We start from the raw sequence: 25,309 nt of genomic DNA, 5'->3' as shown, positions 1-25,309 counted from the left end.
GCACGGCGCTGGCCGGCGGACTGCTCGGCTTCAACGGCGCGCTCGCCGCGCTCGCGCTGATGCCGCGCGGCGCGCTTGCGGCATTCGCAGCCGCGGCAGCCGCCGCACTGATCCAGTGGCTCGCGATGCGGGCGGACGTCACCGCGCTCACGGCGCCGTTCGTGCTCGCGTCGTGGCTTGCCGCGGCGATCGCGCGCCGCGTCACTGTCGGAGCATCCGATGTCGTCATTCGCACACCGTCCTGATACCGTGAAACCCGGCGGACCGATATCGGACGCCGAGCGCCGCATGCGCGTCGATCTCGCGGCCGCATACCGGCTCGTCGCCCTGAACGGCTGGGACGACCTGATCTACACGCACCTGTCCGCGACCGTGCCCGGCGAGCCCGGCCATTTCCTGATCAATCCGTTCGGTCTCACGTTCGACGAAGTGTGCGCATCGAATCTCGTGAAGATCGACACGGCCGGCAACCGGATCGGCGACGGCGAGCATGCGGTCAACGTCACCGGCTTCGCGCTTCACGCGGCCGTGCATGCGGCGCGGCCCGACGCCGTCTGCGTGATGCATCTGCACAATGCGGCCGGCATCGCGGTGTCGATCCAGCGCAACGGGCTGCTGCCCGCGTCGCAGCACGCATTGCGGTTTCATCGCGATCTCGCGTACCACGACTACGAGGCGCTCGCATTCTCGCCGGCCGAAGGCGCGCGGCTGACCGCGAGCCTCGGCACGAAGTCGGCGATGCTGCTGCGCAACCACGGCACGCTGACGGTCGGCCGCACGGTCGCCGAAGCGTATGTGCTGATGGACACGCTGATCCGCGCATGCGACATCCAGTTGCGCGCGCAGGCAGGCGGCGCTCCGCTCGTGCTGCCGCCGCCGGCGATCGCCGATCGCACCGCCGAGCAACTGCGCGCCGGCGGCGCGATCGAGGGCGAGCTCGAATGGCCGGCGCTGCTGCGCCGCCTCGACCGGATCGATCCGTCGTATCGCGACTGAGCCGCCGTCGACGCCGATATCCGGACACGTCGTTCCCCCGTCAACCATCGGAGCATCCACTCATGCCGACATTCAACATCCAGCTGTTCGAAGGCCGCACGGTCGAGCAAAAGCGCGCGTTCGTCGAAGCGATCACGCGCGTCACGTGCGAGACGCTCGGCTGCGAGCCGGGCGCCGTCGATATCGTCCTGACCGACGTGAAGAAGGAAAACTGGGCGACGGCCGGCAAGCTGTGGAGCGACGAGCGCTGACGCTCGGCTATCCGCCACGCGCGCGATCCGTCGGACGATACACGCTCGAGCGGCGGTAACGCGCACCGGCTGCACGGCACGGTGTGCCGAGCGCGGCGCCGGCACGAAACCGCATCACGGACGGCAAGCGCGCGTCGTTTCCGCGTCTATCGACACGGTCCTGTCCCGTGAACGCACGGCCGGCGTAACCGATGAACGTTGCGCAACGCGCAACGCGCCGCATCGCGCGACCGACACCTCGCGCCCGCACGCATTGCGCCGCCCGCCGGGAACATCCGTTGCGCGCGGCCCGCTCGCCGTGCCGCGTTGTGCGTGCGCACATCTCGCCGTCATCCAATCGGCGCATAATGCCGAACACACGCAGCAGCCAATGGCCACCCCACCAGGAGACCGCCATGGAAGCGAAGAACGAGGAAGTGGTCGCCCACCTGCTGTCCGACGTCGTCGAATTCGCGCGCGCGCGGCTGCCCGAAGCGACGTTCCGCACCGTCGAACCGTTTCTGCGTCACTACTACGATTTCGTCGACGCCGACGATCTGCAGAACCGCACGATCGCCGACCTGTACGGCGCCGCGATGGCGCACTGGCAGACCGCGCAGAAATTCGTGCCCGGCAGCGAACGGCTGCGCGTGTACAACCCGATCCTCGAACAGCACGGCTGGCACTCGGACCACACGGTCATCGAGATCGTCAACGACGACATGCCGTTCCTCGTCGATTCGGTCACGATGGCCGTCAACCGCCTCGGCCTCGCGCTGCACTCGGCGCTGCATCCGGTGTTTCGCATCTGGCGCGGCAGCAACGGCGCGATCGAGCGCGTCGACGCGGGCGGCGCGACGGCCGCCGACGGCCGGTCGCAGCTCGCGTCGTTCATCCATTTCGAGGTCGACCGCTGCGGCGATGCGGCGCTGCTCGACACGCTGCGCCACGACATCGCGCGCGTGCTCGGCGACGTGCGCGCGTCGGTCGAGGACTGGCCGAAGATCGTCGACATCGCGCGCGCGACGATCCACGAGATGAAGGCGCGCGAATCGAGCGCCGAGGACATCGAGGCGCGCGCGTTTCTCGAATGGATGGTCGCCGATCACTTCACGTTCCTCGGCCAGCGCGACTACGCGCTGGTGTCCGACGGGCCCGGCTTCGCGCTGCGCGGCATCGAAGGGTCGGGCTTCGGGATCCTGCGCGAATCGCTGCGGCCGTCCGGCGCGCCGGACGTGACGCCGCTGCCGCCGGCCGCCGCCGACATCATCGCCGGCGCGTGGCCGATCTTCCTGACGAAGGCGAATTCGCGCGCGACCGTGCATCGCCCCGGCTATCTCGACTACGTCGGCGTGAAGCTCGTCGGCCCGGACGGCAACGTGACCGGCGAGCGCCGCTTCATCGGGCTCTACACGTCGACCGCGTACATGGTGTCGGCCGCCGAGATTCCGATCGTGCGCCGCAAATGCGAGAACATCGTGCGGCGCGCGGGCTTTCTGCCGAAAGGGCATCTCGGCAAATCGCTCGTGACGGTGCTCGAAACCTATCCGCGCGACGAGCTGTTCCAGGCCGACGAAGATCAGCTGTACGACATCGCGCTCGGCATCCTGCGGCTGCAGGAACATCAGCGCACGCGGCTGTTCGTGCGGCGCGACCGGTTCGACCGCTTCGTGTCGTGCCTCGTGTTCGTGCCGCGCGACAAGTACAACACCGACCTGCGCCGGCGCATCGCGAAGCTGCTCGTCGACGCATACAACGGCGTGAACGTCGAATTCACGCCGCTGCTGTCGGAATCGGCGATCGCGCGGATTCATTTCGTCGTGCACGCGGAGCCGGGCACGATGCCCGACGTCGACACGCGCGAGCTCGAAACGCGGCTCGTGCAGGTCACGCGCCGCTGGCAGGACGACCTCGCCGACGCGCTGCTCGACGCGTTCGGCGAAGAGCAAGGCAACCGGCTGCTGCAACGCTACGCGGAGTCGTTCCCGGCCGGCTATCGCGACGACTATCCGGCGCGCACGGCCGTGCGCGACATCGAGCTGATCGAACGCGTGAAGGAATCGGGCCAGCTCGCGATGAACCTGTACCGCCCGATCGAGGCCGGCCCGCGCGCATTCCGCTTCAAGGTGTATCGCGCGGGCGAGCCGATCGCGCTGTCGCGCAGCCTGCCGATGCTCGAGCATCTCGGTGTGCGCGTCGACGAGGAGCGGCCGTACCGGATCCAGACGCAGGATGCGGCACCGGCGTGGGTGCACGACTTCGGACTCGAGCTGGCCGACGACACGGAGTTCGACATCGAGCGCGTGAAAGGCCTGTTCGAAGACGCGTTCGACCGGATCTGGAGCGGCCGCATCGAGAACGACGACTTCAACCGTCTCGTGCTGCGCGCGCATCTGAGCGCGCGCGAAGTGACGATCCTGCGCGCGTATGCGAAATACCTGCGGCAGGTCGGCTCGACGTTCAGCGACGCGTATATCGAACGCGCGCTGACCGGCAATCCGGCGATCGCGCGGCAACTGGTCGAGCTGTTCGTGCTGCGCTTCGATCCGCGCATCGGCAATACGCGCGACGTGCAGGCCGAACGGCTGCTGCGCGCGATCGAGACCGCGCTCGACCAGGTGCCGAATCTCGACGAGGACCGGATCCTGCGCCAGTTCCTCGGCGTGATCAACGCGACGGTGCGCACGAACTATTTCCTGCACGATGCGAACGGCGAGCCGAAGCCGTATCTGTCGTTCAAGTTCGATCCGGCGAAAGTGCCGGGCCTGCCCGAACCGAAGCCGATGTTCGAGATCTGGGTGTACTCGCCGCGCGTCGAGGGCGTGCATCTGCGCGGCGGACGCGTCGCCCGCGGCGGGCTGCGCTGGTCCGACCGCCGCGAGGATTTCCGCACGGAAGTGCTCGGGCTGATGAAGGCGCAGATGGTGAAGAACGTCGTGATCGTGCCGGTCGGCTCGAAAGGCGGCTTCGTCGTGAAGAACCCGCCGCCGCCGACCGATCGCGAAGCGTGGATGCGCGAAGGCGTCGCGTGCTATCAGACGTTCCTGCGCGGGCTGCTCGATCTGACCGACAACCTCGCCGGCAACGCGATCGTGCCGCCGCCCGACGTCGTGCGGCACGATCCGGACGATCCGTATCTCGTCGTCGCGGCCGACAAGGGCACCGCGACGTTCTCCGACTACGCGAACGCGATCTCGCACGAATACGGCTTCTGGCTCGACGACGCATTCGCGTCCGGCGGCTCGGTCGGCTACGACCACAAGAAGATGGCGATCACCGCGCGCGGCGCGTGGGAGTCGGTGAAGCGGCACTTCCGCGAGATGGGCATCGATACGCAGACGACCGACTTCACCGTGGTCGGCATCGGCGACATGTCGGGCGACGTGTTCGGCAACGGGATGCTGTTGTCGCCGCATATCCGGCTCGTCGCCGCATTCGATCACCGGCACGTGTTTCTCGATCCGGATCCCGATCCGGCGGCGAGCTTCGCGGAGCGCAAGCGCCTGTTCGCGCTCGAACGCTCGAGCTGGGCCGACTACGATCCGGCCGCGATCTCGGCGGGCGGCGGCGTCTACCCGCGCACCGCGAAGACGATCCCGCTGTCGCCGGCCGTGCAGGCGGCGCTCGGCATCGACGCGCACGCGCTGCCGCCGACCGAACTGATCCGCGCGATCCTGCAGGCGCCGGTCGATCTGCTGTACAACGGCGGCATCGGCACGTACGTGAAGGCGACGCACGAAACGCATCAGCAGGTCGGCGACCGCGCAAACGACGCGGTGCGCGTAAACGGCGCGGATCTGCGCTGCAAGGTCGTCGGCGAAGGCGGCAACCTCGGCTTCACGCAGTTCGGACGCATCGAATTCGCGCAGCGCGGCGGCCGCATCAACACGGATGCGATCGACAACTCGGCCGGCGTCGACTGCTCGGATCATGAAGTCAACATCAAGATCCTGCTCGGCCTCGTGGTGTCCGACGGCGAGATGACGGAAAAGCAGCGCAACGCGCTGCTCGCCGAGATGACCGAGGAAGTCGGCCTGCTCGTACTGCGCGACAACTACTATCAGACGCAGGCGCTGTCGATCGCGGGCCGCTACGGCGTCGAGCTGCTCGATGCGGAAGCGCGGCTGATGCGCTGGCTCGAACGCGCGGGCCGGCTGAACCGCGTGATCGAGTTCCTGCCGACCGACGAAGAAATCGCCGAACGGCAGGCCGCGAAGCTCGGGCTCACGTCGCCGGAGCGCGCGGTGCTGCTCGCGTACAGCAAGATGTGGCTCTACGATGCGCTGCTCGAATCCGACGTGCCGGAGGATCCGCTGGTCGCCGCGATGCTCGTCGACTACTTTCCGAAGCCGCTGCAGCAGCGCTTCAGCGAGCCGATGCATCGCCACCCGCTGCGCCGCGAGATTCTCGCGACGCATCTGACCAACGCGCTCGTCAACCGCGTCGGCTGCGCATTCGTGCACCGGCTGATGGAGGAAACCGACGCGAAGCCCGGCGACATCGTGCGCGCGTGCATCGTCGCGCGCGACGTGTTCGATCTCGATACGGTGTGGCGCGACATCGACGCGCTCGACAACCGCGTGGCCGACGACGTGCAGGCGCGCATGTTCGTCGACGTCGCGCGGCTGCTCGAGCGTGCGGCGCTGTGGTTCCTGCGGCATCTGCAGTCGGGCGCGGTCGCAGGCGGCGGCGTCGCGGCGCTGATCGCCCGCAGCCGCGACGCGGTGCAGCGGATCGCGCCGCAGTTGCCGACGCTGCTGCCGGCCGACGATCTCGACACGCTGTCCGCGCGACAGCGCGAGCTCGTCGAAGCGGGCGTCGACAGCGCGCTCGCGGCACGCGTCGCGAGCGGCGACATCTCGGCCGCGCTGCTCGACATCGTGGAAGTGGCCGCGACCTGCAACCGCAGTCTCGAACTCGTCGCAGGCGTCTATTTCTCGCTCGGCACGCTGCTCAACTACGGCTGGATCGGCGAGCGCGCGGCGACGCTGCCGACGCCGACGCACTGGGACATGATGGCGCGCGCGGCCGCGCTCGCGGAAGTCGCGCGGCTCAAGCGCACGCTCGCGACCAGCGCGCTTGCGCAATCGCCGGATTCGACGGCGCCGGAGACCATCGTCCACGCGTGGCGCGAACGCCGCGACGCGGCACTGCAACGCTACGCGCACCTGCTCGCGGATCTGCGCGCGTCGGGCGGCGCCAGCCTCGCGGTGCTGCTCGTGGTCGTGCGCGAAATGGCCGTGCTCGAACGCGCGTGAGCGTTCAGACGGTCGCGACCAGCAGCTCTTCCGCGTGGTTCGGCGGCCGCAGGCCGTCGGTGCGGCCCGCGAAATAGCGGCGCGTCAGTTCGGCGGCCGACACGTGTTCCGCGTTCGCGAATCCGGCGTCGTTCGCGAGCGCCCGGATCTGCGCGGGCGTGAAGAAGCTGATGAACGGCGTGCCGCTCGCTCGCGCGCCCTTCGCGGCCATTTCGAGCGCGGGACGCACGTCGGGATCGGCATGCTCGAGCGGCAACAGGAACGTCATCGCGAACGTCGAGCCGCGCGCGAGCGACGCGACTTCGCGCAGCGCGGCCGCGTTCGCTTCGCGCGTCAGATACATGCTGACGCCGGTCGACACGACGACCGCCGGCTTGCGCGCATCGAAGCCCGCATCGACGAGCGCATCGCGCCACGACTGCTGCGCCTCGAAATCGACCGGCACGAAGCGCAGCCAGTCCGGCACGCCGAAGCCGAGCTCGATCAGCCGGCGGCGTTTCCATGCCTGCGGTGCCGGCTGGTCGACTTCGAACACCGTCACGCGCGACGCCATCTCGGGCCGGCGCTGCACGAAGCTGTCGAGGCCCGCGCCGAGAATCACGTACTGATCGACGCCGTGCGCCGCCTGCTCGACGACGAGATCCTCGATGAAGCGCGCGCGGCCGACGATCGACGTGCGAAACGGCCGCGTGAACTGCGGATCCATGTCGCCGCGCTGCTCCCAGCCGGGTTCCGGCGCGAGCAATCGCAGCCCCACTTCATCGGCGAGCACGTGCGGCTGCGCATCGAGCCGGACATGCAGCGCGCGCCACAGCGCGACGCGCGCGGCGGTACTGTCGGGGCCATCGTCGCGGATGCCGGTCATCGCTTCGCCCTCATGCATGCGCGCCGGCCGGCGTGCCCGGCGCCTGCAGGCGCCACACGCGACCGTCGGGATCGCGCACCGTCATGTCGCGCGTGCCCCAGTGCGTGTCCTCGAACGGCGTGACCACGTCGACGATCGGATCGCTGCGCACCGCACGCTCGTCCGGCACCTTCAGCACGACCTGCATGTCGGGCGTCTCGGTCGGCGGCACTTCGGCAATGAACAAATACGGGCCGTCGCCGTTGCGCAGCTGGCCCGAGTGGTGATCGGTCTCGAATTCCAGCGTAAAGCCCAGCGCCTGGAAGAACTTCGCCGCCTTCCCCCAGTTGTGCGTGGTCAGAAATACCGCTTCGATTCGCTCGGATGACATGTCATTCCTCCTCGTTGGACGGGCCCGCTCGCGGCTGCGGAGCGGCCAGGTACGCGCGCAATGCGTCGGCGACCAGCGCGGACAGCGATTGCTCCGTTTCGATCGCACGATGCTTGACCTGCCGGATCAGGCTGAGCGGCAGGTACACGTTGAACTGCTTCACTTCTTCGTCGGACATGTCGGCTAGTATGCTAGCAAAATAGCAAAAATCAAGAGGGAAATGCACGGCGTTGCGCCGGCAGCGGCGGTGCAAGCGCAAAACGCCGCGCGTCCCCCGGCTACGACGCGTTCGCGCGTGCGGCGAGCCGCACGAACAGCGCGTCGAGATCGAAACCGCTCGTATCGATGCCGAGCGTGTCGCGCACGCAATCGCGCCACGCGGCTGCGTCGTCGAACGTGGTCGTGCGCGCGGCGCCCGCCGCGTCGCGCAGCGTCAGCGTCGTGTTGAACAGCGCCGCGCGGCCGTCCGGCAGCACGCGGCACGCGATCAGGTCGTTCACGAAGATCGATTCGGGATAGGTCGACGTAAACCAGTTCGCCGCGTCGTAATCGATCCATTCGGACCGTTTCAGCGAAAAACGATAGGTGGTCTGCCAGCCGTCGGGCGTGTCGAACTGCATGTCGAATTCGCCGTCGACCGGCGCGTCGATCACGCGAAACGCGCCGTGCGGCGTGAGCTGCCGTTCGCCGGGCGCGAAGCGCAGCGGCGCGGTCAGCGTCGCGCTGCCGAAGCCGACGTCGGCGAGCCACGCCGCGCCGTCGACATCGATGCGCAGCAGCATGTGCGTCTGCGCGGTCACGACCTCGGGCGGCCGCATCCAGCGCACGCGCGCGATCAGCGGCGTCACGCGAAAGCCGATCGTCGCGAGCGCGGTGTAGAACAGCTTGTTCAGTTCGAAGCAGTAGCCGCCGCGGCGCCGCTCGACCAGCTTGTCGACGAGCGCGGGCAGATCGAGCGCGACGCGCGCGCCGGTCAGCGGATTGAGATTTTCGAACGGGATCGCCTGCGGCTGCAGCAGATGCAGCCGGCGCAGCACGTCGAGCGTCGGCTCGGCCGCACCGTCGTAGCCGATGCGGGCGAAGTAGCGCGAAAGATCGAACGAGTCAGTCATGAACCGGCACCGATGAAAAGAGGACGCGCCACGATAGCATCGGCGTCATCCCCATGTCATGCACGGCCATCGTTCGTTACGCGCGCGCTCCGCTCGCCGTCGCGCGATGCTGCGACGTTACGGCAGCAGCTTCAGCGCGGACGATGCGACCGACGGCACCGAAATGCCCTGGCTCGTCGCGAACTGCACGGCCTGGCTCAGCGTCGCCGCGAGCGACTGCAGCTGGCCGGGCGCGCTTTGCGCGATATACGACGCGGCCTGCATGTTCTGCGGGTTCAGCCCGGCCTGCAGCAGCGATGCGGCACTGGTGGACCCGAGATTGCCGAGCCCCGACTGCAGCTGCGAATACTGCGTGAGCCCCTGCCCGAGCGTCGCGAGCCCGTTGCTGAACGCCTGCTTGTCGATCGGCCCGTGCGTGGCGCCGCCGCTCGCGAACGCCTGGCCGAGCGCCTGCGACACCGACTGCTGCGCGCCGCCCATCTGCGACAGCACGGCGGGCGTCAGCGCGTTGCCGCCGCTCAGGAGCCCCGCCGCCTGCTGCGCCTGCCCGGCCGCGCCGGCGAGCCCCATCGCCGAAGCGAGCGACGACTGGCCGGCGAGCACCTGCTGATTCGCGCCGACGTACGCCTGCAACAGCTGCGCGACGCCGCCCTGCGACGGCGATGCCTGCTGCTGCCCGCCGCCGAGCAGCGACGCACCGATCGACTGCAGGTCGAGCTGCGCATGCGCGGCGCCGCTGAACAGAATGCCGAATGCAAGGCCCGCCGATGCGAGATGCGTGGCCGTCGCGCGAATGTGCTTCATGTGCTTCCCTCTTGCCCGAATGATCAGCCGGATATTGTCGAAGCGCGCCGCGCGCCGCCGCAACGACTGAAACACATCGAAACGAAATCTGCGCTCGCCGCCGCTTGCAATTGTGCCGCGCGTCGCATCGACGCCGGCATTCGCGCGAATCGGCTGCGCGATATCAAGCGCGCGTCAAGATTCGTTCTTTTTCCGCATCAATGCCGTGTATCCCGCGCGTTCGCGATTGACGCCGCGACGCGCGTTTTTTACGATTCGCCCGCCTCGCCTTCGAACACCGGCCGCCCGAGCGGCTCCTTTCATTTGCCCGACCGCAAGGAAACGCCATGCCGTCCGTTTCGCCGTCCTCCGCTGCACCCGTCGCCGCTCGCGCTCGCGTGCGCCGCCTGTCGGTCGCCGTGCTCGCGTGCGCCGTTCAACTGCTCGCCGGCGCCGCCGTCGCGCAGGATGCGCCGGCCGCCGCGCCGCCCGCCGAATCGTCCGCCGCCGGCGACGGACTGTGGACGCGCGACACGCTGCTCGGCGATCTCGGCGGCATCCGTCCGTGGCTCGGCAAGTACGGCGTCACGTTCGGACTGACCGAAACCAGCGAGCTGCTCGCGAACCTGCGCGGCGGCCTCGATCGCGGTGTCGCGTATCACGGACTGACGACGATGACGCTCGGCGTCGATACCGACAAGGCGTTCGGCTGGAAAGGCGGCAACTTCAACGTGAGCGCGCTGCAGATCCACGGCCGCCAGTTCAGCCCGAACTATCTGGGCACGCTGAATACCGCGAGCGGCATCGAGGCCGAAGCGGCCACGCGGCTGTGGGAGCTGTGGTATCAGCAGGCGCTGCTCGACGATCGCGTCGACGTGAAGATCGGCCAGCAGGCGGTCGATCAGGAGTTCATCACGAGCACGTATTCGGCGGCCTTCATCAATACGATGTTCGGCTGGCCTGCGCTGCCGTCATACGACCTGCCGAGCGGCGGACCGGCGTATCCGCTGTCCGCGCTCGGCGTGCGTGTGCGCGCGAAGTTCACGCCGTCGCTGACGGCACTCGCCGGCGTGTTCGACGGCGATCCGCTCGGCAATCACCCGGACAACCGCAGCGGCACGAACTTCAACCTGCACAACGGCGCGCTGTTCATCGGCGAGCTGCAGTACGCGATCAACCAGGCCGGCACCGCGGGCGGCACGACCACGCCGGCCGGCCTGCCCGGCACGTACAAGCTCGGCGTCTGGTATCACAGCGGCAGCTTCGCCGACCAGCGCGACGACACGATCGGCCGCTCGCTCGCGAGCCCCGAATCGACCGGCATCGGCCGGCCGCATCGCGGCGACTACAGCGTGTACGCGGTCGCCGACCAGATGGTATGGCGCGCGGGCCCGGACAGTCCGCGCAGCGTCGGCGTGTTCGCGCGCGTGATGGGCGCGCCGGGCGACCGCAATCTCGTGAGCGCCGCGGCGAACGTCGGCGTCGTGCTGAAAGCACCGTTCGCCGGCCGCGACAACGACTCCGCAGGGCTCGCGCTCACGTACGTCAAGGTCGGTCGCCACGTGCGTTCGCTCGACGAGGATGCGCTCGCGTTCAACGGCGCGCCGTACGGCGTGCGCGGCAGCGAAACGGCGCTCGAGGCAACGTACAACTATCAGGTCGCGCCGTGGTGGCAGATCCAGGCGGACGCGCAATACACGTTCAATGCCGGCGCGGGACAGAACCCGAGCGATCCGCGCGCGCCGCTGCACAACACGTTCGTGCTCGGCGTGCGGACGAACATCGCGTTCTGACGCGCGTACGCGGCGGACCTCGGCAGCCGCATGCGCGACGATGCGCCGCCGCGGTCGAGCTTCGCGCGCCGCTCGCGCATCGTCAGGCCATCCAGCGCGGCACGCGCGTGCCGACCCAGTCGGCCGCGCGCTCGTAACCGCGCGCGAGCTGCAGCACGGCGAGATCGGCGCGAGGACGGCCGATCAGCTGCATCCCCATCGGCAGCCCCGCGTCGTTGAAGCCGACCGGCACGCTGATCACCGGGCAGCCGGCGAGCGTCCACGGCACGACCGTTTCCATCCAGCGGTGATACGTGTCCATTGCGCGGCCGGCGATTTCGCTCGGCCAGCGCTGCTCGACGTCGAACGGAAACACCTGCGCGGTCGGCGCGGCGATGAAGTCGTAGCGATCGAAGAAGCGCAGCACGGCCTGATGCCACGCGGTACGCTGCGCAGTCGCGTCGAAGACCTCCGCACCGTGCATCGCGAGCAGCCCTTCGACCTCGTAGATCGCCTCCGGCTTCAGCAGCGCGCGCCGCGCCGGGTCGCGATAGTGCGCGAGCAGGCCGCCGCCGGACAGCAAGTGCCGCAGCGCGAGCCACAGTTGCCAGATGCGCTCGGGCGGAAACGCAGGCAGCGCGGCGTCGACGTCGCAGCCGATCTCGCGCAGCGTCGCGAGCCCCTGTTCGCACAGCGCGAGCACGCCGGGCTCGGTCGCGAGGTAGCCGTTCCAGTCGCCGACCCACGCGATGCGCGTGCCGCGCAGGTCCTTGTCGAGCGGCTGTGTGAACACGGCCGGATCGTCGGCGAGCGACAGCGGATCGTTGCGATCGTAGCCGGCCTGGATCGCGAGCAGCTGTGCGACGTCGCCGACCGTGCGGCCCATCGGCCCTTCGATGCCGAGCTGCTGGATGAATACGTCGACGGCGGGCCAGCGCGGCACGCGTCCCTGCGACGGCCGGAACCCGTAGACGTTGCAGAACGCGGCCGGATTGCGCAGCGAGCCGCCGAAGTCGCTGCCGTCCGCGACCGGCAGCATCCGGGCGGCGAGCGCCGCGGCCGTACCGCCGCTGCTGCCGCCCGCGCTTTTCGTCAGGTCGTACGGATTGCGCGTCGCGCCGTAGACCTCATTGAACGTGTGCGAGCCGAGGCCGAACTCCGGCGTATTGGTCTTGCCGATGAAGATCGCGCCCGCGGCGCGCATCCGCGCGACGCCGACCGAATCGGCCAGCGGCACGTTGTCGCGAAAGATCGGCGAGCCGAAGGTCGTCACGAGCCCTTTCGTCATCGCGAGATCCTTCGGCGCCTGCGGGATCCCGTGCAGCCAGCCGTGATAGTCGCCGCGGGCGAGCGCCGCGTCCTTTTCCGCCGCCTCGGCCAGCAGCGTGTCGCGCTCGCGCAGCGCGACGATCGCGTTCACCGCGCCGTTCACGCACTCGATGTGGTCGAGATAGGCGTGCATCGTTTCGACGCACGACACGGCCTTCGTGCGGATCGCCGACGCAAGCTCGCCTGCCGACAGGCGCACGATCGGATCGACGGGAATGGAGGCGGGAGCGAGAAGCGACGGGGAGGCGCCGTGCGGCATGCGAGGTCTCCTGAAATCGGGATGGGAAGCGGACCGTATCCGGTCGGCGAATCGGCGCGGCGCGGCGTCGCGATGTACGCCGGCCGCCGCTGCGCGACGCTCTACTCTACGCGACGCGCGCGGGACGACTTCCGATATTTTCGGCGCGTATTCATCGAGGATCGGACTGAATCGGCGCGGCGGTCAGTCGATCGTCGTGCCGCGCAGCGGCCGATCGATGAAATCGTTTATGCGCATAAACTTAAATTTCTTATATTTCCAATAAGCGCAATACGATCGCCAGGCATTGACGAAATTTTTACGCGACCGCGCGGACTCTTTAGACCGCTCGCTGCAATGCCGCACTACGCTGGAGACCTGTCGATCCTGGAGCGCCGTCGATGCGCAAGCTGCTGGTTCCGGTCGGTCATTCTGTCCGCTCGCTTCACGCGGTTCGTCATGCTGCCTTTCTGTACCGCGAACGGTGCGCGTCGGCAGTCGTGCTCGTCAACGTACAGCCGCCGCTCGAAGCCACCCGGCTCGAAGCGTTTCATCCGCTGTCGCGACTTCGTTCGATCGAGGAACAGTTTGCGCGCGACGACCTCGCGGGCGCGGAGCGGATTCTGCGGGAAGCCGGCGTCCGGTACAGCATCGTGCGGAAGGTCGGGCCGGTGGCTGCGTCGATCGCAGCCGTCGCCGCCGAAACGGGCTGCGATGAAATCGTGGTCGTGGCGCCGAAGCGCGATCCGCTTCACGCGATGACGTCGATGTTCAGGCGCAGCGTGCTCGACAGCCTGATGCGCATCTCGAACGTGCCGATCACGGCCGTGCGATGATCGTCGCGGCGCGCCGATTCCGGAAGCGCGCGGGCTTCGCACAGACGCCGACTCGCTGCGTCGCGAACGGCACACCGGTGCGCGCCGCGCCGACGCAGATCGTGCCCGAAGTTGCTCAACAGGCCGGCTGCGATCGGCGGTCCAGTCGCGCGATGCGCGCAAACCGCGCAGCAGCGAGCGATTCAGTGCTTACTTGATGGCCTTGCGCCAGAACACGAGATACGTCGCCGCGGACGACGCGACGAGCAGCACCGCCCACAACGGCGCGAGACTGATCAGGACGGAAGTGACGTTCAGCATCTTGGATTCCTCACTGTTTCGATAGCGGCGTTCGACCTCTTGCTGCTTTGCGCGGCGCCGGCGCCGGTGCCTGGCGCCGGCTTCCCGCCGCGTTCCGATCGAACCTGTACCGATGCTATCGCCGCGGATCGCGGCACGACCGTCGTACAGTGCTCGCGCTCTGACCTTCGTCAAACTCATATCGATCTTTCGCCGGTTCGGTAAGCGACCGTTCGCTACCGCATCCGACGCGAACGCCGCACCGAACGCGATCGCGCCGACCTGCCGTCATTTCTTCAGACGTTCACCGGGGAAGCCCCAAGTGCTTCGTCGAACGTGTCCGCGTTACGCTTGCGCGACGAGGAGACGAACCATGAGACGAGCCGTACACATCGCTTTCGTCGCGCTGCTCGCGTATCTGATCGGCGACCGCGCGGTTCTGCATGCGCAAGGCCGCGACGCCAGCCCGCTCGCCTGCGAGCAGCGCGCGGAGCAGGTCAAGGACGACGCGCTCGGCCGCGGCTTCGGCCCCGCAGCGGCCGGCAGCCAGCGCGAAGCGTTCATGTCGGGCTGCCTGATCACGGGGCGCGTCGCGCAGGACGTCGCGACCGCGGCGCGCTGACACGCGGGTGCGAGGTCCGCAAATCGATCGGAAAGCGATTCGGTTTCCGCCGATCTGCGTCGAACGACTGATTACCGCGACGCCAGGGATCGAGCGTGCATTCATCGACATACGCATGGCGTTGCGGTGCCGAGCCGTGCCGTACGGCGCAGTGCGATGCGGCGACCAACCGACAAACGAACGACTCCCGCTCGTAGTCGTCGGTCGTGAAACGCCCGCCTCGCGATAGTGGAGAACTCGCGCCGCGGAATACCGCTACACCGAGCAATGCCGGCCGCCGCACGCCGACGATCACCCGCTTGCCTGCTCCCCGATATCCCGGCGATCGCGAAGGCCCTCTTTCGCAGCACGCCGCGCGCGCAGCACATTGCCCGACTGGCCGCGCGCTCGTACTTCCGTCCGGGCACGCGAATTGCGCATCGCTTGCGTCCCTCCCGGGAGGCCGCAACGATGAACGACAACGAACTTCTCGAGCCGACGGGGCATAAGCCGACTGCAACGACGTGGCTCCGGCGTCTCGGTCCGGGCCTCGTGACCGGCGCCGCGGACGACGACCCGTCCGGAATCGGCACGTATTCACAAGCGGGCGCGCAATTCGGCTTCCAGCTGCTGTGGGTGCTGCTGCTCACGTATCCGCTGATGACGGCCATCCAGCTCGTGAGCGCGCGAATCGGCCGCGTGACCGGCAAGGGCCTCGCGTCGAACATGCGCAAGCACTATCCGCGATGGCTGCTCTATGCGACGGTCGTGCTGCTGCTCGCCGCGAACGTGATCAACATCGCGGCCGACCTGTCCGCGATGGGCGCCGCGGTCAACCTGCTGCTGCCCGGCCCTCAGCAGCTGTACGTCGTCTGCCTGGGCGGCGTATCGGCCGCGCTGCAGATCTTCGTTCCGTACGAACGGTACGCGAATCTGCTCAAATGGACCGCGCTCGTGCTGCTCGCGTATGTCGCAGTGGCGCTGATCCTGCCGATTCCGTGGGCGGAAGTCGGCCGCGCGGTCGTGCGGCCGCATATCTTGCTCACGTCCGCTTACCTGACCACGATCACGGCCGTGCTCGGCACGACCATCAGCCCTTACCTGTTCTTCTGGCAGGCGTCGCAGGAAGTCGAAGAGCTGCGCGCGGAGCCGGCCGACCAGCCGCTGCGACGCGTGCCGCGCCAGGCGCCCGCGCAGCTGCGCCGGATCAGCTTCGATACGTGGGTCGGGATGGGCGTATCGAACGCGATCGGATTCTTCATCGTGCTGACGGCCGCCGCGACGCTTCATCTGCATCACATCGACGTCAAGACGTCGGCCGATGCCGCACGCGCGCTGGAGCCGCTCGCCGGGCACTTCGCGTACGTGCTGTTCGCGCTCGGCATCGTCGGCACCGGGCTGCTCGCATTGCCGGTGCTTGCCGGTTCGGCCGCGTATGCGGCGGCCGGCACGTTCCGCTGGCGCAACAGCCTCGCGCTGCAGCCGAGCGTCGCGCGCGAATTCTATGCGGTGATTGCGTTCGCAATCGTCGGCGGCGTGGCGATCACGTTCATGCATTTCGATCCGATCCGCGCGCTGTACTGGAGCGCGGTGATCAACGGCGTCACCGCAGCGCCGATCATGATCGTGATGATGCTGATGGCGCGGAACCGGCGGATCATGGGCGAATTCACGATCAAAGGCCCGCTCGCGTGGGGCGGGTGGCTCGCGACGCTGGCGATGGTGGCGGCCGCGGCCGGCGTTTTCGTGCCGGGATAAGAACGATACGCGCGTGGATGCAACGCGATCGTCGAAGTACAAGACGTCCGCGCCGTGCCGATCGCCGTCGCTCCGCGCGCATCAGCTAGGCGTCGAGCGCTTCGAGCGCCTTGCGGTTCATTCCGATCCCGACGAAACGAACGATGGCGTCCGCAATCGGCGACATCGAACGCAGAGAGACGTCCGCGCCTCTCCCGACCGCCGCCACTCCATCCACATCGCGTAAGCGTCGACACTTCAAGCACCTTGCCGTTCGTCTCGATCCCGACGAAACGAACGACGGCGTCCGCAATCGGCGGCATCGAAAGCAGAGAAACGTCCACGCCCTTCCCGACCACGGCCGCCCCATCCACGCCGCCTAAGCCTCGAGCGCCTCCAGCACCTTGCCCTTCGTCTCGATCCCGACGAAATGAACGGTGACGGCCGCAATCAGCGGCACCGCACCGAGCAGGTAGAACGCCGGACTCAGATCGCCGCCGACGATCGCGTGCGGCACGACCATCGGCGCGACGAACGACGCGATCTTCAGCCATGCGCTGCCAAGCCCGCAGCCCGACGCGCGAATACTGGTCGGATATTGCTCCGGCGTATACACATATGCGGTGATGAATCCCGAAGCCATCAGCCCGAGCGACAGCGAGCAGAACAGCGCGACCACATACACCGACGACGCGTGATAGATGCCGGCGAGCGCGAGCGACAGCGCGCACAGCACGAACGACCACACGATCACCGGCTTGCGGCCGAGCCGGTCGACGAGCAGTGCGGACGCGAGCGAACCGAGCACGCCCATCACCGAGCCGATCACCGCGAGATTCAGCGCGAGCTGCAGCGGTGCGTGATAGAAGTTCTTGTAGATCGTCGGCAGCCACGTCGACAGTCCGTACTGGATGAACCCGCAGGTCGCCCACAACGTCGCGACCGCGAGCGTGCGCTTCCGGTACGCGGCGCTGAACAGATCGACCATCCTGCGCTTCGGATGCTGACGCACCATCTCGTCGAACGCGGCCGTCTGCGTGACCGGCGGCAGCGCGCCGCGCACCGACGATTCGAACGCGCCGACCGCGTGCGCGGCATCGGCGAGCCGCCCGCGCGACGCGAGCCAGCGCGGCGATTCCGGCACCAGATGCGTGAGCACGAGCGCGAGGATCAGCGGCAGCCCGCCGACGAAATACATGATCTCCCACCCGAAGCGCGGCACGAGCCACGCACCGAGCGCCATCGACACGAGCAGCCCGATCGGAAACACGATCTCGTACAGCAGCACGAAGCGGCCGCGGCCATGCGCACGCGTGATCTCGTTGATGTACGTCGCGGCGACCGGCAGCTCGCCGCCGAGACCGAGCCCCTGCAGGATCCGCAGCAGCACGAACACCTCGAACGTCGGCGCGAAACCGCATGCGAGGCTCGTGATGCCGATCACCGCCGAGCTCCATGCGATCGCCTTCACGCGGCCGTGCTTCTCCGCGAGCGCCGGGAACAGGAACGCGCCGATCAGCTGCCCGATCGCGCCGGACGCGATCAGCATGCCGATCTGCGTCGGCGACAGCCCCCATTTGTGAATCAGCAGCGGCAGCGTCGCGGCGATCGTGATCACGTCGAAGCCGTCGAAGAACGTCGCGGTGCCGATCAGCACGCGCGCACGAATCTGCATCGAATTGGCCGGAAGCCGCTCGAGCCGCGCGATGATCGCGCCGGGCGTGGAGGCGGCAGCTTCGATCGTGGCGCGACCGGCCACGACGTTGTCGAAAGTGCTCATGCGGGGTGTCTCCTGGTCTGCCGCCGGTCAGGCAAGCGCTTGGGTCGTGTCTGCGAGGGCTTCCGTATTCACCGCCCGGCCCTGGTTCATCCACTTGCGCGCGAGCTTCAGCTCACGCGCGTTGTTGACGGCGACGACACCTCTCACGTGTCCGTCGCCCACGAAAAACAGCGTCGCGCGTCGCGCGGCGAGATCGCCGCGCACGACGAGCTGCGCATCGGCCGGCAGATCGCCGAGGATCTGCAGGTTCACGTCGTATTGATCGGACCAGAACCACGGAATCTCCGCATACGGCGCGCGTACGCCAAGCACCGCCTTCGCGGCCGCGATCGCCTGGTTCTGCGCGTTGGCCCACGACTCGAGCCGCACGCGCCGCTTCAGCCAGCCGTTGTGATGATTCGCGACGTCGCCGCACGCGAAGATCGCGGGGTCGCTGGTCGCACCGTATTCGTCGACGACGATGCCGTCGTCGACCGCAAGCCCCGCATCGCTCGCGAGCGACGCGTTCAGCGCGAGGCCGATGCCGGCCACCGCGAAATCGGCGTCGATCGTCGTGCCGTCCGCGAGCGTCGCGCGCACTTTCGACGCATCGGCCGGCTGCGCGTCGAGCGACGCGAGCGCCACGCCGAGCCGCACGTCGACGCCGTTCGTGCGATGCAGATCGAGCAGGAAATCCGACACGATCTGCGGCACCGACCGGCCGCACAGCCGCGGCGCGCCTTCGACGACGATCGCGTCGACGCCGAGCTTGCGCGCGGTCGCCGCGACTTCGAGGCCGATCCAGCCGCCGCCGATCACGAGCACGCGGCGGCTCGCGCGCAGCTTCTCGCCGAGCGCGGCGGCGTCGTCGAGCGTGCGCAGGTAATGCAGGTTCGGCGTGTTCACGAGCGCGTCCGGCAGCCGGCGCGATGCGCCGCCGGTCGCGATCACGAGCCGGTCGTAGACGATCTCGCGGCCGCTCGCGGTCTTCACGACGCGGCGGGCGCGGTCGATCGACGTCGCGCGTTCCGGCTGCCACGCTTCGACGTTCAGCGCGTCGAATTCGTCGACGCGCAGGATGCGCACGGTATCGACGTCGGCGTCGCCGGCGAGCACCGCCTTCGACAGCGGCGGGCGCTCGTACGGCAGATGCGGCTCGTCGGCGATCATCACGAGCCGGCCCGCGTAGCCTTCCGCGCGCAGCGTCTTCAGCACCCAGCCGGCCGCCTGGCCGCCGCCGATCACGACGACCGTGTGCGGCGCGGCGTGTGCGTGCGTGTCGTCGGTCATGATTTGCGCTCCGTCATGAACTTGCCTTCGGGCGCGTCCGCGTTCTTCTGCCGACGCGTGTTGCCGTCGAGGCCGCCGTCGACTGCCCATTCGGCGAACACGGTCGGGCCGGGCTCGAACTCGCGCGGCTGCCAGTCGGGCGTGAGCACGTCCTCGTCCGCGTAGTACTCGATCAGCCCGCCGGCCGGATTGCGGAAGTACCAGAAGTACGCGGACGACACCGGATGACGGCCGGGGCCGAGCTGCGTCTGCCATCCGCAGCGGTCGATGTGCATGCCGCCGCCGAACACTTCGTGGATGTCGCGCACGGTGAACGCGACGTGATTCAGCCCGCGCTTCGCCGTCGGCAGCGCGAGCAGGAACAGGTCGTGGTGGCCGCCGTGCGGCGCGCAGCGCATGAACGCGCCGCGGCCCGGATAGCGGTCCGACGTCTCGAAGCCGAGCAGGTCGTGATAGAAGCGTTCCTGCGCGTCGAGGCAGTTCGTGAAGAACACGACGTGCCCGACTTCGACCGGCTCCGCACGCGCATAGACGGGGCTCGGCCGATCGACGCGCAGCGTCTTGCCCCACACGTTCGACGGCGAGCCGGTCACGTCGAGCGCGCGCTTGCGCGTGACTTCGATGCGGATCGCCATCCCGTTCGGATCGATGCAGCCGATCGCGGTGTCGTTCGCGTAATAGCCGGGCTGACCGGCGAGCCGGTCGCGCAGCACGTCGAGTTCGGGCTGCGTCGCGACGCCCCACGTGACCTCGCGCAGCGTCGGCCCCGCTTCGAACGCCGGCGGCAGCGCCGGATCGTCGGCGTTCACGACGAGCACGGTGCAACCGTTCATCGTTTCGAACCGCGCATGCGTGTCGTCGTGCGCGACTTCGTTCAAGCCCCAGTCGGCGAAGAAGCGCCGGCACGTCGCGAGGTCGTCGACGCCGTACGTGATCTGTTCGATACCCAGGATGGTCATTGCGTGATCCCCTTCAGTTCGCCCACGGCAGCGGCGCGTCGTTCAAGCCCCAGTACAGGCTCTTCTGCTGCATGTATTCGCGGATGCCGAGCCGCCCCTTCTCGCGTCCCATCCCGCTCTCCTTCCAGCCCGAGAACGGCGTCGAGATCGAGAACAGCTTGTACGTGTTGATCCATACCGTGCCGGCTTCGAGCGCGCGCGCGATGCGCCATGCGCGCTTGTAGTCGCGCGTCCAGATGCCGGCGGCGAGCCCGAACACGCTGTCGTTCGCCTGCGCGATCAGCGACGCTTCGTCGTCGAACGGCATCGCGACGAGCACCGGCCCGAAGATCTCTTCCTGACAGATGCGCGCGCTGTTCGGCAAGCCTTCGAGAATCGTCGGCCGATAGAAGAAGCCGTCGTCGAGCCCGTCGCCGGTCGGCCGTTCGCCGCCGCACAGCAGGCGGCCGCCTTCATCGAGCCCGAGCGCGACGTAGCGTTCCACCGACTCGCGGTGCTTCGCGGTGATCAGCGGCCCCATCTGCGTGTCGGGCCGCGCCGGATCGCCGATGCGCAGCTTGCGTGCGCCGTCGACGAGCCGCTTCATGAACGCGTCGTACACCGAGCGCTGCACGAACAGCCGCGAGCCGGCGATGCACGCTTCGCCCGACGAGCCGAAGATCCCGTACAGCACGCCGTTGACCGCGTGATCGAGATCGGCGTCCTCGAACACGATCGTCGGCGACTTGCCGCCGAGCTCGAGCGACACGGGCATCAGCTTGTCCGCCGCGATCCGCGCGATGCCGCGGCCGACTTCGGTGCCGCCGGTAAACGACACCTTCTTCACGAGCGGATGCCGCACGAGCACGTCGCCGATCACCGAGCCCTTGCCGGGCAGCACGCTCAGCACGCCCTTCGGCACGCCGGCCTCTTCGCAGATGCGCGCGAGCGCGAGCGACGCGAGCGGCGTGACTTCGGCCGGCTTCAGCACGACCGCGTTGCCCGCCGCGAGCGCGGGCGCGAGCTTCTGCGCGTCGGACGCGATCGGCGAATTCCACGGCGTGATCGCCGCGACCACGCCGATCGGCTCGTACACGCTCATCGTCAGATAATCGCCGCGCGACGGCGTCAGCTCCTCGTCGAGCGTTTCTGCGCACGCCGCGTAATAGCGGAACGTATTCGCGGCGCTCGCGACCAGCGCGCGCGTCTCGCCGATCGGCTTGCCGTTGTCGCGGCGCTGCAGTTGCGCGAGCGCCTCGTGACGCTGCGCGATCAGATCGGCGATGCGGTACAGCACGAGCGCGCGCTGATGCGGCTTCAGCGCGGCCCAGTCGGCGCGGCGCCACGCGGCGTCGGCCGCGACGATCGCGTCGACCGCGTCTTCGGCGCTCGCGGTCGACACTTCGAGGTTCAGCGTCTGGTCGGCCGGATAGCGGCTCGCATAAGGAGTGCCGCGGCCACGCCGCCACTCGCCGCCGATCAGGATGTCGCCGTTGGGCACGACGCTCGTATCGAATGGAGTCATTTCACCAATTCCACAAAACCGTTGCATGCGCACCGGATTCGGTGCGACGCGGACAAGTCGTTCAATCGTTTCGATCGCATCGATCGGTTCGTCAGATCACGCAGCGCGCCGCGCGGTTGCGCAGCGCGCGAATCGCGCTGAACGCGGTCAATGCGGACGTCTTCGGGTTGTCCGGCAGCGGCTTGCCGCTCATCTCGAGCGACATCTCGCCGAACGCACCGCGCGCGGTGATCCGGTGCACGTTGCGCGCGACCGCCGGATCGGCGATCAGGCGCACGTGCGTCGCGTCGAGCCCGAGGCCCGCGAGCGCGACCGTCGCCGCGACGTTCGCATTCTTCGGATACAGCCGCGCGGCATCGCGCGCGGTGCCTTCGAAGATCACTTTTTCGTCGGTCATCGCGCGCAGGTCGCACAGTTGCTCGGCCGGCGTGCCGAGCCAGCCGAGCGGCGGCTTGCGGCCCACGTACAGCACTTCGTCGAGCCCGCCCTGCTTCGCGGACGCCAGCGCGTCGATCCCGCCGATCGCGCCGGACAGCAGCGTCAGCGTCGCATCGCCTTCGTCGGCGGCGTGCGCGAGCGCGTCGAGCAATGCGAGATCGGACAGCGCGCCGATCGACGCGACGGCGCAGTCGGTACCGGCCTTCAGCAGCGGCACGACGTGATCGACGAGCGCGCTGTGCCCCGCGCATTCGAGCGCGAATTCCGGACGGCAGGCCAGCGCGTCGACCGACGACACGACGTCGACCGCGCCGCCCAGCTCGCATTGCACGGCCGCGCGCTGATGCGCGGGGACGATCACGTGCGCGACGCGCAGCGATGCGTCGTGCTCGACCGCGCGATACACGGCCGCGCCGATCGCGCCGAAGCCGATCATCGCGACGTCGACCGGCGCGTGCTGCTGTCTGTGCGCGTCACGCATACTGGCGCTCCTCCGGCGCTTCCTTCTTCACCGGCGGGCCCGCGAACGCGGAAGCGAACGAGCCGACCGACAGCATGTCGACTTCGACGAGCACCGGCCCCTGCTTCGCGAGCCCTTCGCGCACGATGCGTTCGGCCTGGTCGAGCGACGTGATCCGGTAGTGCGTGAGGCCGAGGCTCGCGCAGAACTGCGCGAAGTCCGGCTGGTGCAGATCGACGAAGCAGCGGCGGCCGCCGTAGTGCGCGTCCTGGATGTTGCGGATCACGCCGTAGCACTGATCGTTCATCAGCACGATCATCACGTTCGCGTTTTCCTGCACGGCCGTCGCGAGCTCGCCGACGTTGACCATCAGCCCGCCGTCGCCGACGAGGCAGACCGTCTTCGCGGCGGCACCCGCAAGCGCCGCGCCGATCCCCATCTGCATCCCCTGCCCGATGCCGCCGCCGAGCGCATGCACGCCCGCGCGCGGCTCGAAGATCTTCAGCAGCCGGTTGCCCCACGTGCTGTTCGAGATGGTCACGTCGCGCACCCAGTTGTAGTCGCGGCCGACGGCGGCCTGCAGCGTGTCGACGAGCTGCTTGTACGGCCCGAGCCCCTTCGACACGTCGGCGACGGCCTGCTCGCGCGCCGCCGCGAGATCGAGCGCGAATTGCGGATCGACCGACAGGCGCCCTTCGAGGCGATCGGCCAGCTCGGCCAGCACGCGCTTCGAATCGCCGTGCACGAACAGCGCGTTGCGGTAGCCGCGGTTGTCGGCGAGTGCATCCGCGTCGATCCGGAACAGCGGCTGCGGCAGCGCGAGCTTGTACTTCAGCGTCTCGTTGCCGCGCAACCGCGAGGCGACCACGACGAGCGCGTCGCAGGTCTGGTAGAACGCCTCGACCGACGCATGCACGTTGAACGCACCGAGCGTCGCCGGATGATCCTCGGGCAGCACGCCGCGTCCCTGCACGCTGGTCACGACGCCGAAGCCGAGCTTCACGAGGCGCTCGACTTCGGCGCGCGCATGCCGCGCGCCGCCGCCGAGCCACAGCAGCGGGCGGCGCTTGCCGGCCAGCGCGTCGGCGAGCTTCGCGACGCGCGCGACGTCGTGCTCGCGCACCGCGACGTGCGCGGGCGCGAGATCGTCGGGCCATTCGATTTCGGCGGCCTGGATGTCGATCGGAATCTCGACCGACACCGGGCCGGTCGGCGCGGTCTGCGCGACGCGCACCGCTTCGCGGATCGTCGGCAGCACCGTCTCGACGGTGCGCACGCGGAACGCGGCCTTCGAGATCGCGTCGAGCATCGTCAGCTGGTCCGGCGCCTCGTGGATGTACGCGAGATCGCGATCGAGGTACGGCGTCTCGATCTGCCCGGTGATATGCAGCAGCGCGGTGCCGGCCGTCAGCGCCTCGACCATCGCGCCGGCCGCGTTGCCGGCCGCCGTGCCGGTGCTCGTGAACGCGACGCCGAGCCCGCCCGACACGCGCGCGAGGCCGTCCGCCATGTTCACCGCGCCGGCTTCGCCGCGTGCGCCGACGTACCGGATGTTGCCGCGCGAATGGATCGCATCGAGGATCGGCATGTTGTGGATCGAGATGACACCGAAGGCGGTCTTCACGCCACACTGCTCGAGAAAGGCGGCGATCAGCTCGCCGACCGTGGTTTTTTTAGACATGGCGTGCAAAGCCTCCAGAAACGTCGATATGGCTGCCCGTCGTGTAGGACGACAGATGCGTTGCGAGATAGAACAGTGCCCAGGCGGCCTCGTCGGGCCGGCCGAAGCGATTCAGCGGAATGTGCTTGTTGCGGGCGAGCGCGCCGGTCCAGTCGTCCCAGCTTTCGCCGGGCTGCGCCTGTGCTTCGTAGCGGCGACGCCACTGGCCCGACTCGACGATGCCGATCAGGATCGAGTTCACGCGGATGCGCTGCGGCGCGAGTTCGGTCGCGAGCGACTTCACGAGGCTCAGCACGCCCGCGCGCGCGGACGACGTCGCGACCATGTGCGGCTCCGGCTGCAGCGCGAGCAGCGAATTCACGCAGGTGATCGTCGGTGCGGGCGCGCCGCGCAGCATCGGCAGGAACGCGCGCGTCGGCCGGATGATGCTGAAGTACTTCAGTTCGAGCTCGTCGCGCCACGCGTCGTCGGTCGTGTCGGCGAACGTCGATACGCGGCCCTGGCCCGCGTTGTTGACCAGCATGTCGGTGCGGCCGAAGCGCGCGGACACCGCCTGCGCGAACGCGGCGACGTCGGTTTCGTCGAGCACGTTGCAGCGCACGGCGAGCAGCGGCGCGCGCGGATACTTGTCGGCAAGCAGCGCTTCGGCGCGCGCGAGGCGCTCGCCGTCGCGGCCGCAGATCGCGACCGACGCGCCGGCCTGCAGGAACCGTTCGGCCGTCGCGAGGCCGATGCCGGACGAACCGCCGGTCACGACCGCGACCTGTCCGGCGAGATCGATCTCGATCATGTCGTCGCTCCTCGCCGGGCCG

Annotated in this window: 20 protein-coding genes and 1 pseudogene; 8 read left to right on the top strand and 13 right to left on the bottom strand. The window is 68.6% G+C overall.

From position 1 onward, the window contains the following. The 4 genes and pseudogenes from BUB20358_RS15800 to BUB20358_RS15785 form a co-directional block, all read left to right on the top strand. Positions 1–245 (top strand): annotated as a pseudogene (locus BUB20358_RS15800) (urea transporter); the annotation flags it as partial. Then, a complete protein-coding gene (locus BUB20358_RS15795) occupies positions 220–996 on the top strand; it encodes a class II aldolase/adducin family protein (RefSeq protein ID WP_006766106.1) in 777 nt (258 codons plus the stop codon). The pseudogene BUB20358_RS15800 and the gene BUB20358_RS15795, both read left to right, overlap by 26 nt. Before the next feature lie 62 nt (positions 997–1,058). Continuing rightward, the gene (locus tag BUB20358_RS28705) at positions 1,059–1,247 is read left to right on the top strand and encodes a 4-oxalocrotonate tautomerase (protein WP_035974276.1); all 189 of its coding nucleotides are present in this window, start codon (positions 1,059–1,061) and stop codon (positions 1,245–1,247) included. A gap of 395 nt (positions 1,248–1,642) precedes the next feature. Next, positions 1,643–6,484 (top strand): NAD-glutamate dehydrogenase, encoded by a 4,842-nt coding sequence (locus BUB20358_RS15785; RefSeq protein WP_035974278.1) that lies wholly within the window; start codon positions 1,643–1,645, stop codon positions 6,482–6,484. Between the two features lie 4 nt (positions 6,485–6,488). Here the strand turns inward: BUB20358_RS15785 and BUB20358_RS15780 are convergent, their stop codons facing one another. From BUB20358_RS15780 to BUB20358_RS15760, 5 genes are all read right to left on the bottom strand, one after another. Next, positions 6,489–7,349, bottom strand: a complete 861-nt coding sequence (locus BUB20358_RS15780; RefSeq protein ID WP_035975313.1) for a class I SAM-dependent methyltransferase — start codon at positions 7,347–7,349, stop codon at positions 6,489–6,491. A 10-nt stretch (positions 7,350–7,359) separates the two neighbouring features. Further along, the gene (locus BUB20358_RS15775; protein ID WP_006766110.1) at positions 7,360–7,719 is read right to left on the bottom strand and encodes a VOC family protein; all 360 of its coding nucleotides are present in this window, start codon (positions 7,717–7,719) and stop codon (positions 7,360–7,362) included. Between the two features lies 1 nt (position 7,720). Then, positions 7,721–7,897: a ribbon-helix-helix protein, CopG family gene (locus BUB20358_RS15770; RefSeq protein WP_035974279.1), complete on the bottom strand. Its 177-nt coding sequence runs from the start codon at positions 7,895–7,897 to the stop codon at positions 7,721–7,723. Positions 7,898–7,997: 100 nt separating this feature from the next. After that, positions 7,998–8,831 carry an arylamine N-acetyltransferase family protein gene (locus BUB20358_RS15765; RefSeq protein WP_006766112.1) on the bottom strand — a complete coding sequence of 278 codons (834 nt, stop codon included), beginning with the start codon at positions 8,829–8,831 and terminating at the stop codon, positions 7,998–8,000. Between the two features lie 117 nt (positions 8,832–8,948). Next, positions 8,949–9,635 (bottom strand): hypothetical protein, encoded by a 687-nt coding sequence (locus BUB20358_RS15760; RefSeq protein ID WP_035975315.1) that lies wholly within the window; start codon positions 9,633–9,635, stop codon positions 8,949–8,951. A gap of 326 nt (positions 9,636–9,961) precedes the next feature. Between BUB20358_RS15760 and BUB20358_RS15755 the strand changes: the two genes are divergently transcribed. Next, positions 9,962–11,407 (top strand): carbohydrate porin, encoded by a 1,446-nt coding sequence (locus BUB20358_RS15755; protein ID WP_006766114.1) that lies wholly within the window; start codon positions 9,962–9,964, stop codon positions 11,405–11,407. 82 nt (positions 11,408–11,489) lie between these two features. Here BUB20358_RS15755 and BUB20358_RS15750 read toward each other — a convergent pair whose 3' ends face one another. Next, positions 11,490–12,974 (bottom strand): amidase, encoded by a 1,485-nt coding sequence (locus BUB20358_RS15750; protein WP_006766115.1) that lies wholly within the window; start codon positions 12,972–12,974, stop codon positions 11,490–11,492. A gap of 380 nt (positions 12,975–13,354) precedes the next feature. On the opposite strand from BUB20358_RS15750, the gene BUB20358_RS15745 reads away from it, so the two are divergent. The 3 genes from BUB20358_RS15745 to BUB20358_RS15735 all read left to right on the top strand — a co-directional run bounded on the left by BUB20358_RS15745 (position 13,355) and on the right by BUB20358_RS15735 (position 16,427). After that, positions 13,355–13,789 (top strand): universal stress protein, encoded by a 435-nt coding sequence (locus BUB20358_RS15745; RefSeq protein ID WP_035974282.1) that lies wholly within the window; start codon positions 13,355–13,357, stop codon positions 13,787–13,789. Positions 13,790–14,441: 652 nt separating this feature from the next. Further along, complete coding sequence (locus BUB20358_RS15740) at positions 14,442–14,690, top strand: hypothetical protein (protein ID WP_006766117.1); 249 nt, start codon at positions 14,442–14,444, stop codon at positions 14,688–14,690. Positions 14,691–15,140: 450 nt separating this feature from the next. Beyond that, on the top strand, positions 15,141–16,427 hold the full coding sequence (locus BUB20358_RS15735; protein WP_006766118.1) for an NRAMP family divalent metal transporter: 1,287 nt from the start codon (positions 15,141–15,143) through the stop codon (positions 16,425–16,427). Between the two features lie 358 nt (positions 16,428–16,785). On the opposite strand, the gene BUB20358_RS15730 is transcribed toward BUB20358_RS15735, so the two are convergent. The 7 genes from BUB20358_RS15730 to BUB20358_RS15700 form a co-directional block, all read right to left on the bottom strand. Beyond that, complete coding sequence (locus BUB20358_RS15730; RefSeq protein WP_006766119.1) at positions 16,786–18,186, bottom strand: MFS transporter; 1,401 nt, start codon at positions 18,184–18,186, stop codon at positions 16,786–16,788. A gap of 27 nt (positions 18,187–18,213) precedes the next feature. Beyond that, positions 18,214–19,455 (bottom strand): NAD(P)/FAD-dependent oxidoreductase, encoded by a 1,242-nt coding sequence (locus BUB20358_RS15725; protein WP_035974284.1) that lies wholly within the window; start codon positions 19,453–19,455, stop codon positions 18,214–18,216. Then, a complete protein-coding gene (locus tag BUB20358_RS15720) occupies positions 19,452–20,414 on the bottom strand; it encodes a VOC family protein (protein WP_006766120.1) in 963 nt (320 codons plus the stop codon). The genes BUB20358_RS15725 and BUB20358_RS15720 overlap by 4 nt, the downstream gene beginning before the upstream one ends. A 13-nt stretch (positions 20,415–20,427) precedes the next feature. Beyond that, complete coding sequence (locus tag BUB20358_RS15715) at positions 20,428–21,918, bottom strand: aldehyde dehydrogenase (protein WP_035974286.1); 1,491 nt, start codon at positions 21,916–21,918, stop codon at positions 20,428–20,430. A gap of 91 nt (positions 21,919–22,009) precedes the next feature. Further along, positions 22,010–22,837, bottom strand: a complete 828-nt coding sequence (locus BUB20358_RS15710) for an aspartate dehydrogenase (protein ID WP_006766122.1) — start codon at positions 22,835–22,837, stop codon at positions 22,010–22,012. Then, entirely contained in the window at positions 22,830–24,497 is a 1,668-nt protein-coding gene (locus BUB20358_RS15705) for a thiamine pyrophosphate-binding protein (RefSeq protein ID WP_035974287.1), read from the bottom strand. Before BUB20358_RS15705 ends, BUB20358_RS15710 begins: the two co-directional genes overlap by 8 nt. Further along, entirely contained in the window at positions 24,490–25,287 is a 798-nt protein-coding gene (locus BUB20358_RS15700; RefSeq protein WP_035974289.1) for an SDR family oxidoreductase, read from the bottom strand. Before BUB20358_RS15700 ends, BUB20358_RS15705 begins: the two co-directional genes overlap by 8 nt. Positions 25,288–25,309 lie beyond the last annotated feature (22 nt).

The sequence above is a fragment of the Burkholderia dolosa genome (assembly GCF_902499135.1).
Classification (GTDB): domain Bacteria; phylum Pseudomonadota; class Gammaproteobacteria; order Burkholderiales; family Burkholderiaceae; genus Burkholderia; species Burkholderia dolosa.
Note: the sequence above shows the minus strand (reverse complement) of the source record. Positions and strands in the feature narration are given on the sequence as shown.

Bases quoted from the DNA above. Each gene is read 5' to 3' on its own strand.
- BUB20358_RS28705 (WP_035974276.1), top strand. From the start codon at position 1,059: ATGCCGACATTCAACATCCAGCTGTTCGAAGGCCGCACGGTCGAGCAA.
- BUB20358_RS15720 (WP_006766120.1), bottom strand. From the start codon at position 20,414: ATGACCATCCTGGGTATCGAACAGATCACGTACGGCGTCGACGACCTC.
- BUB20358_RS15765 (WP_006766112.1), bottom strand. From the start codon at position 8,831: ATGACTGACTCGTTCGATCTTTCGCGCTACTTCGCCCGCATCGGCTAC.
- BUB20358_RS15715 (WP_035974286.1), bottom strand. From the start codon at position 21,918: ATGACTCCATTCGATACGAGCGTCGTGCCCAACGGCGACATCCTGATC.
- BUB20358_RS15795 (WP_006766106.1), top strand. From the start codon at position 220: ATGTCGTCATTCGCACACCGTCCTGATACCGTGAAACCCGGCGGACCG.
- BUB20358_RS15755 (WP_006766114.1), top strand. From the start codon at position 9,962: ATGCCGTCCGTTTCGCCGTCCTCCGCTGCACCCGTCGCCGCTCGCGCT.
- BUB20358_RS15785 (WP_035974278.1), top strand. From the start codon at position 1,643: ATGGAAGCGAAGAACGAGGAAGTGGTCGCCCACCTGCTGTCCGACGTC.
- BUB20358_RS15780 (WP_035975313.1), bottom strand. From the start codon at position 7,349: ATGACCGGCATCCGCGACGATGGCCCCGACAGTACCGCCGCGCGCGTC.
- BUB20358_RS15740 (WP_006766117.1), top strand. From the start codon at position 14,442: ATGAGACGAGCCGTACACATCGCTTTCGTCGCGCTGCTCGCGTATCTG.
- BUB20358_RS15745 (WP_035974282.1), top strand. From the start codon at position 13,355: ATGCGCAAGCTGCTGGTTCCGGTCGGTCATTCTGTCCGCTCGCTTCAC.
- BUB20358_RS15735 (WP_006766118.1), top strand. From the start codon at position 15,141: ATGAACGACAACGAACTTCTCGAGCCGACGGGGCATAAGCCGACTGCA.
- BUB20358_RS15775 (WP_006766110.1), bottom strand. From the start codon at position 7,719: ATGTCATCCGAGCGAATCGAAGCGGTATTTCTGACCACGCACAACTGG.
- BUB20358_RS15710 (WP_006766122.1), bottom strand. From the start codon at position 22,837: ATGCGTGACGCGCACAGACAGCAGCACGCGCCGGTCGACGTCGCGATG.
- BUB20358_RS15750 (WP_006766115.1), bottom strand. From the start codon at position 12,974: ATGCCGCACGGCGCCTCCCCGTCGCTTCTCGCTCCCGCCTCCATTCCC.
- BUB20358_RS15725 (WP_035974284.1), bottom strand. From the start codon at position 19,455: ATGACCGACGACACGCACGCACACGCCGCGCCGCACACGGTCGTCGTG.
- BUB20358_RS15700 (WP_035974289.1), bottom strand. From the start codon at position 25,287: ATGATCGAGATCGATCTCGCCGGACAGGTCGCGGTCGTGACCGGCGGT.
- BUB20358_RS15705 (WP_035974287.1), bottom strand. From the start codon at position 24,497: ATGTCTAAAAAAACCACGGTCGGCGAGCTGATCGCCGCCTTTCTCGAG.
- BUB20358_RS15760 (WP_035975315.1), bottom strand. From the start codon at position 9,635: ATGAAGCACATTCGCGCGACGGCCACGCATCTCGCATCGGCGGGCCTT.
- BUB20358_RS15730 (WP_006766119.1), bottom strand. From the start codon at position 18,186: ATGAGCACTTTCGACAACGTCGTGGCCGGTCGCGCCACGATCGAAGCT.
- BUB20358_RS15770 (WP_035974279.1), bottom strand. From the start codon at position 7,897: ATGTCCGACGAAGAAGTGAAGCAGTTCAACGTGTACCTGCCGCTCAGC.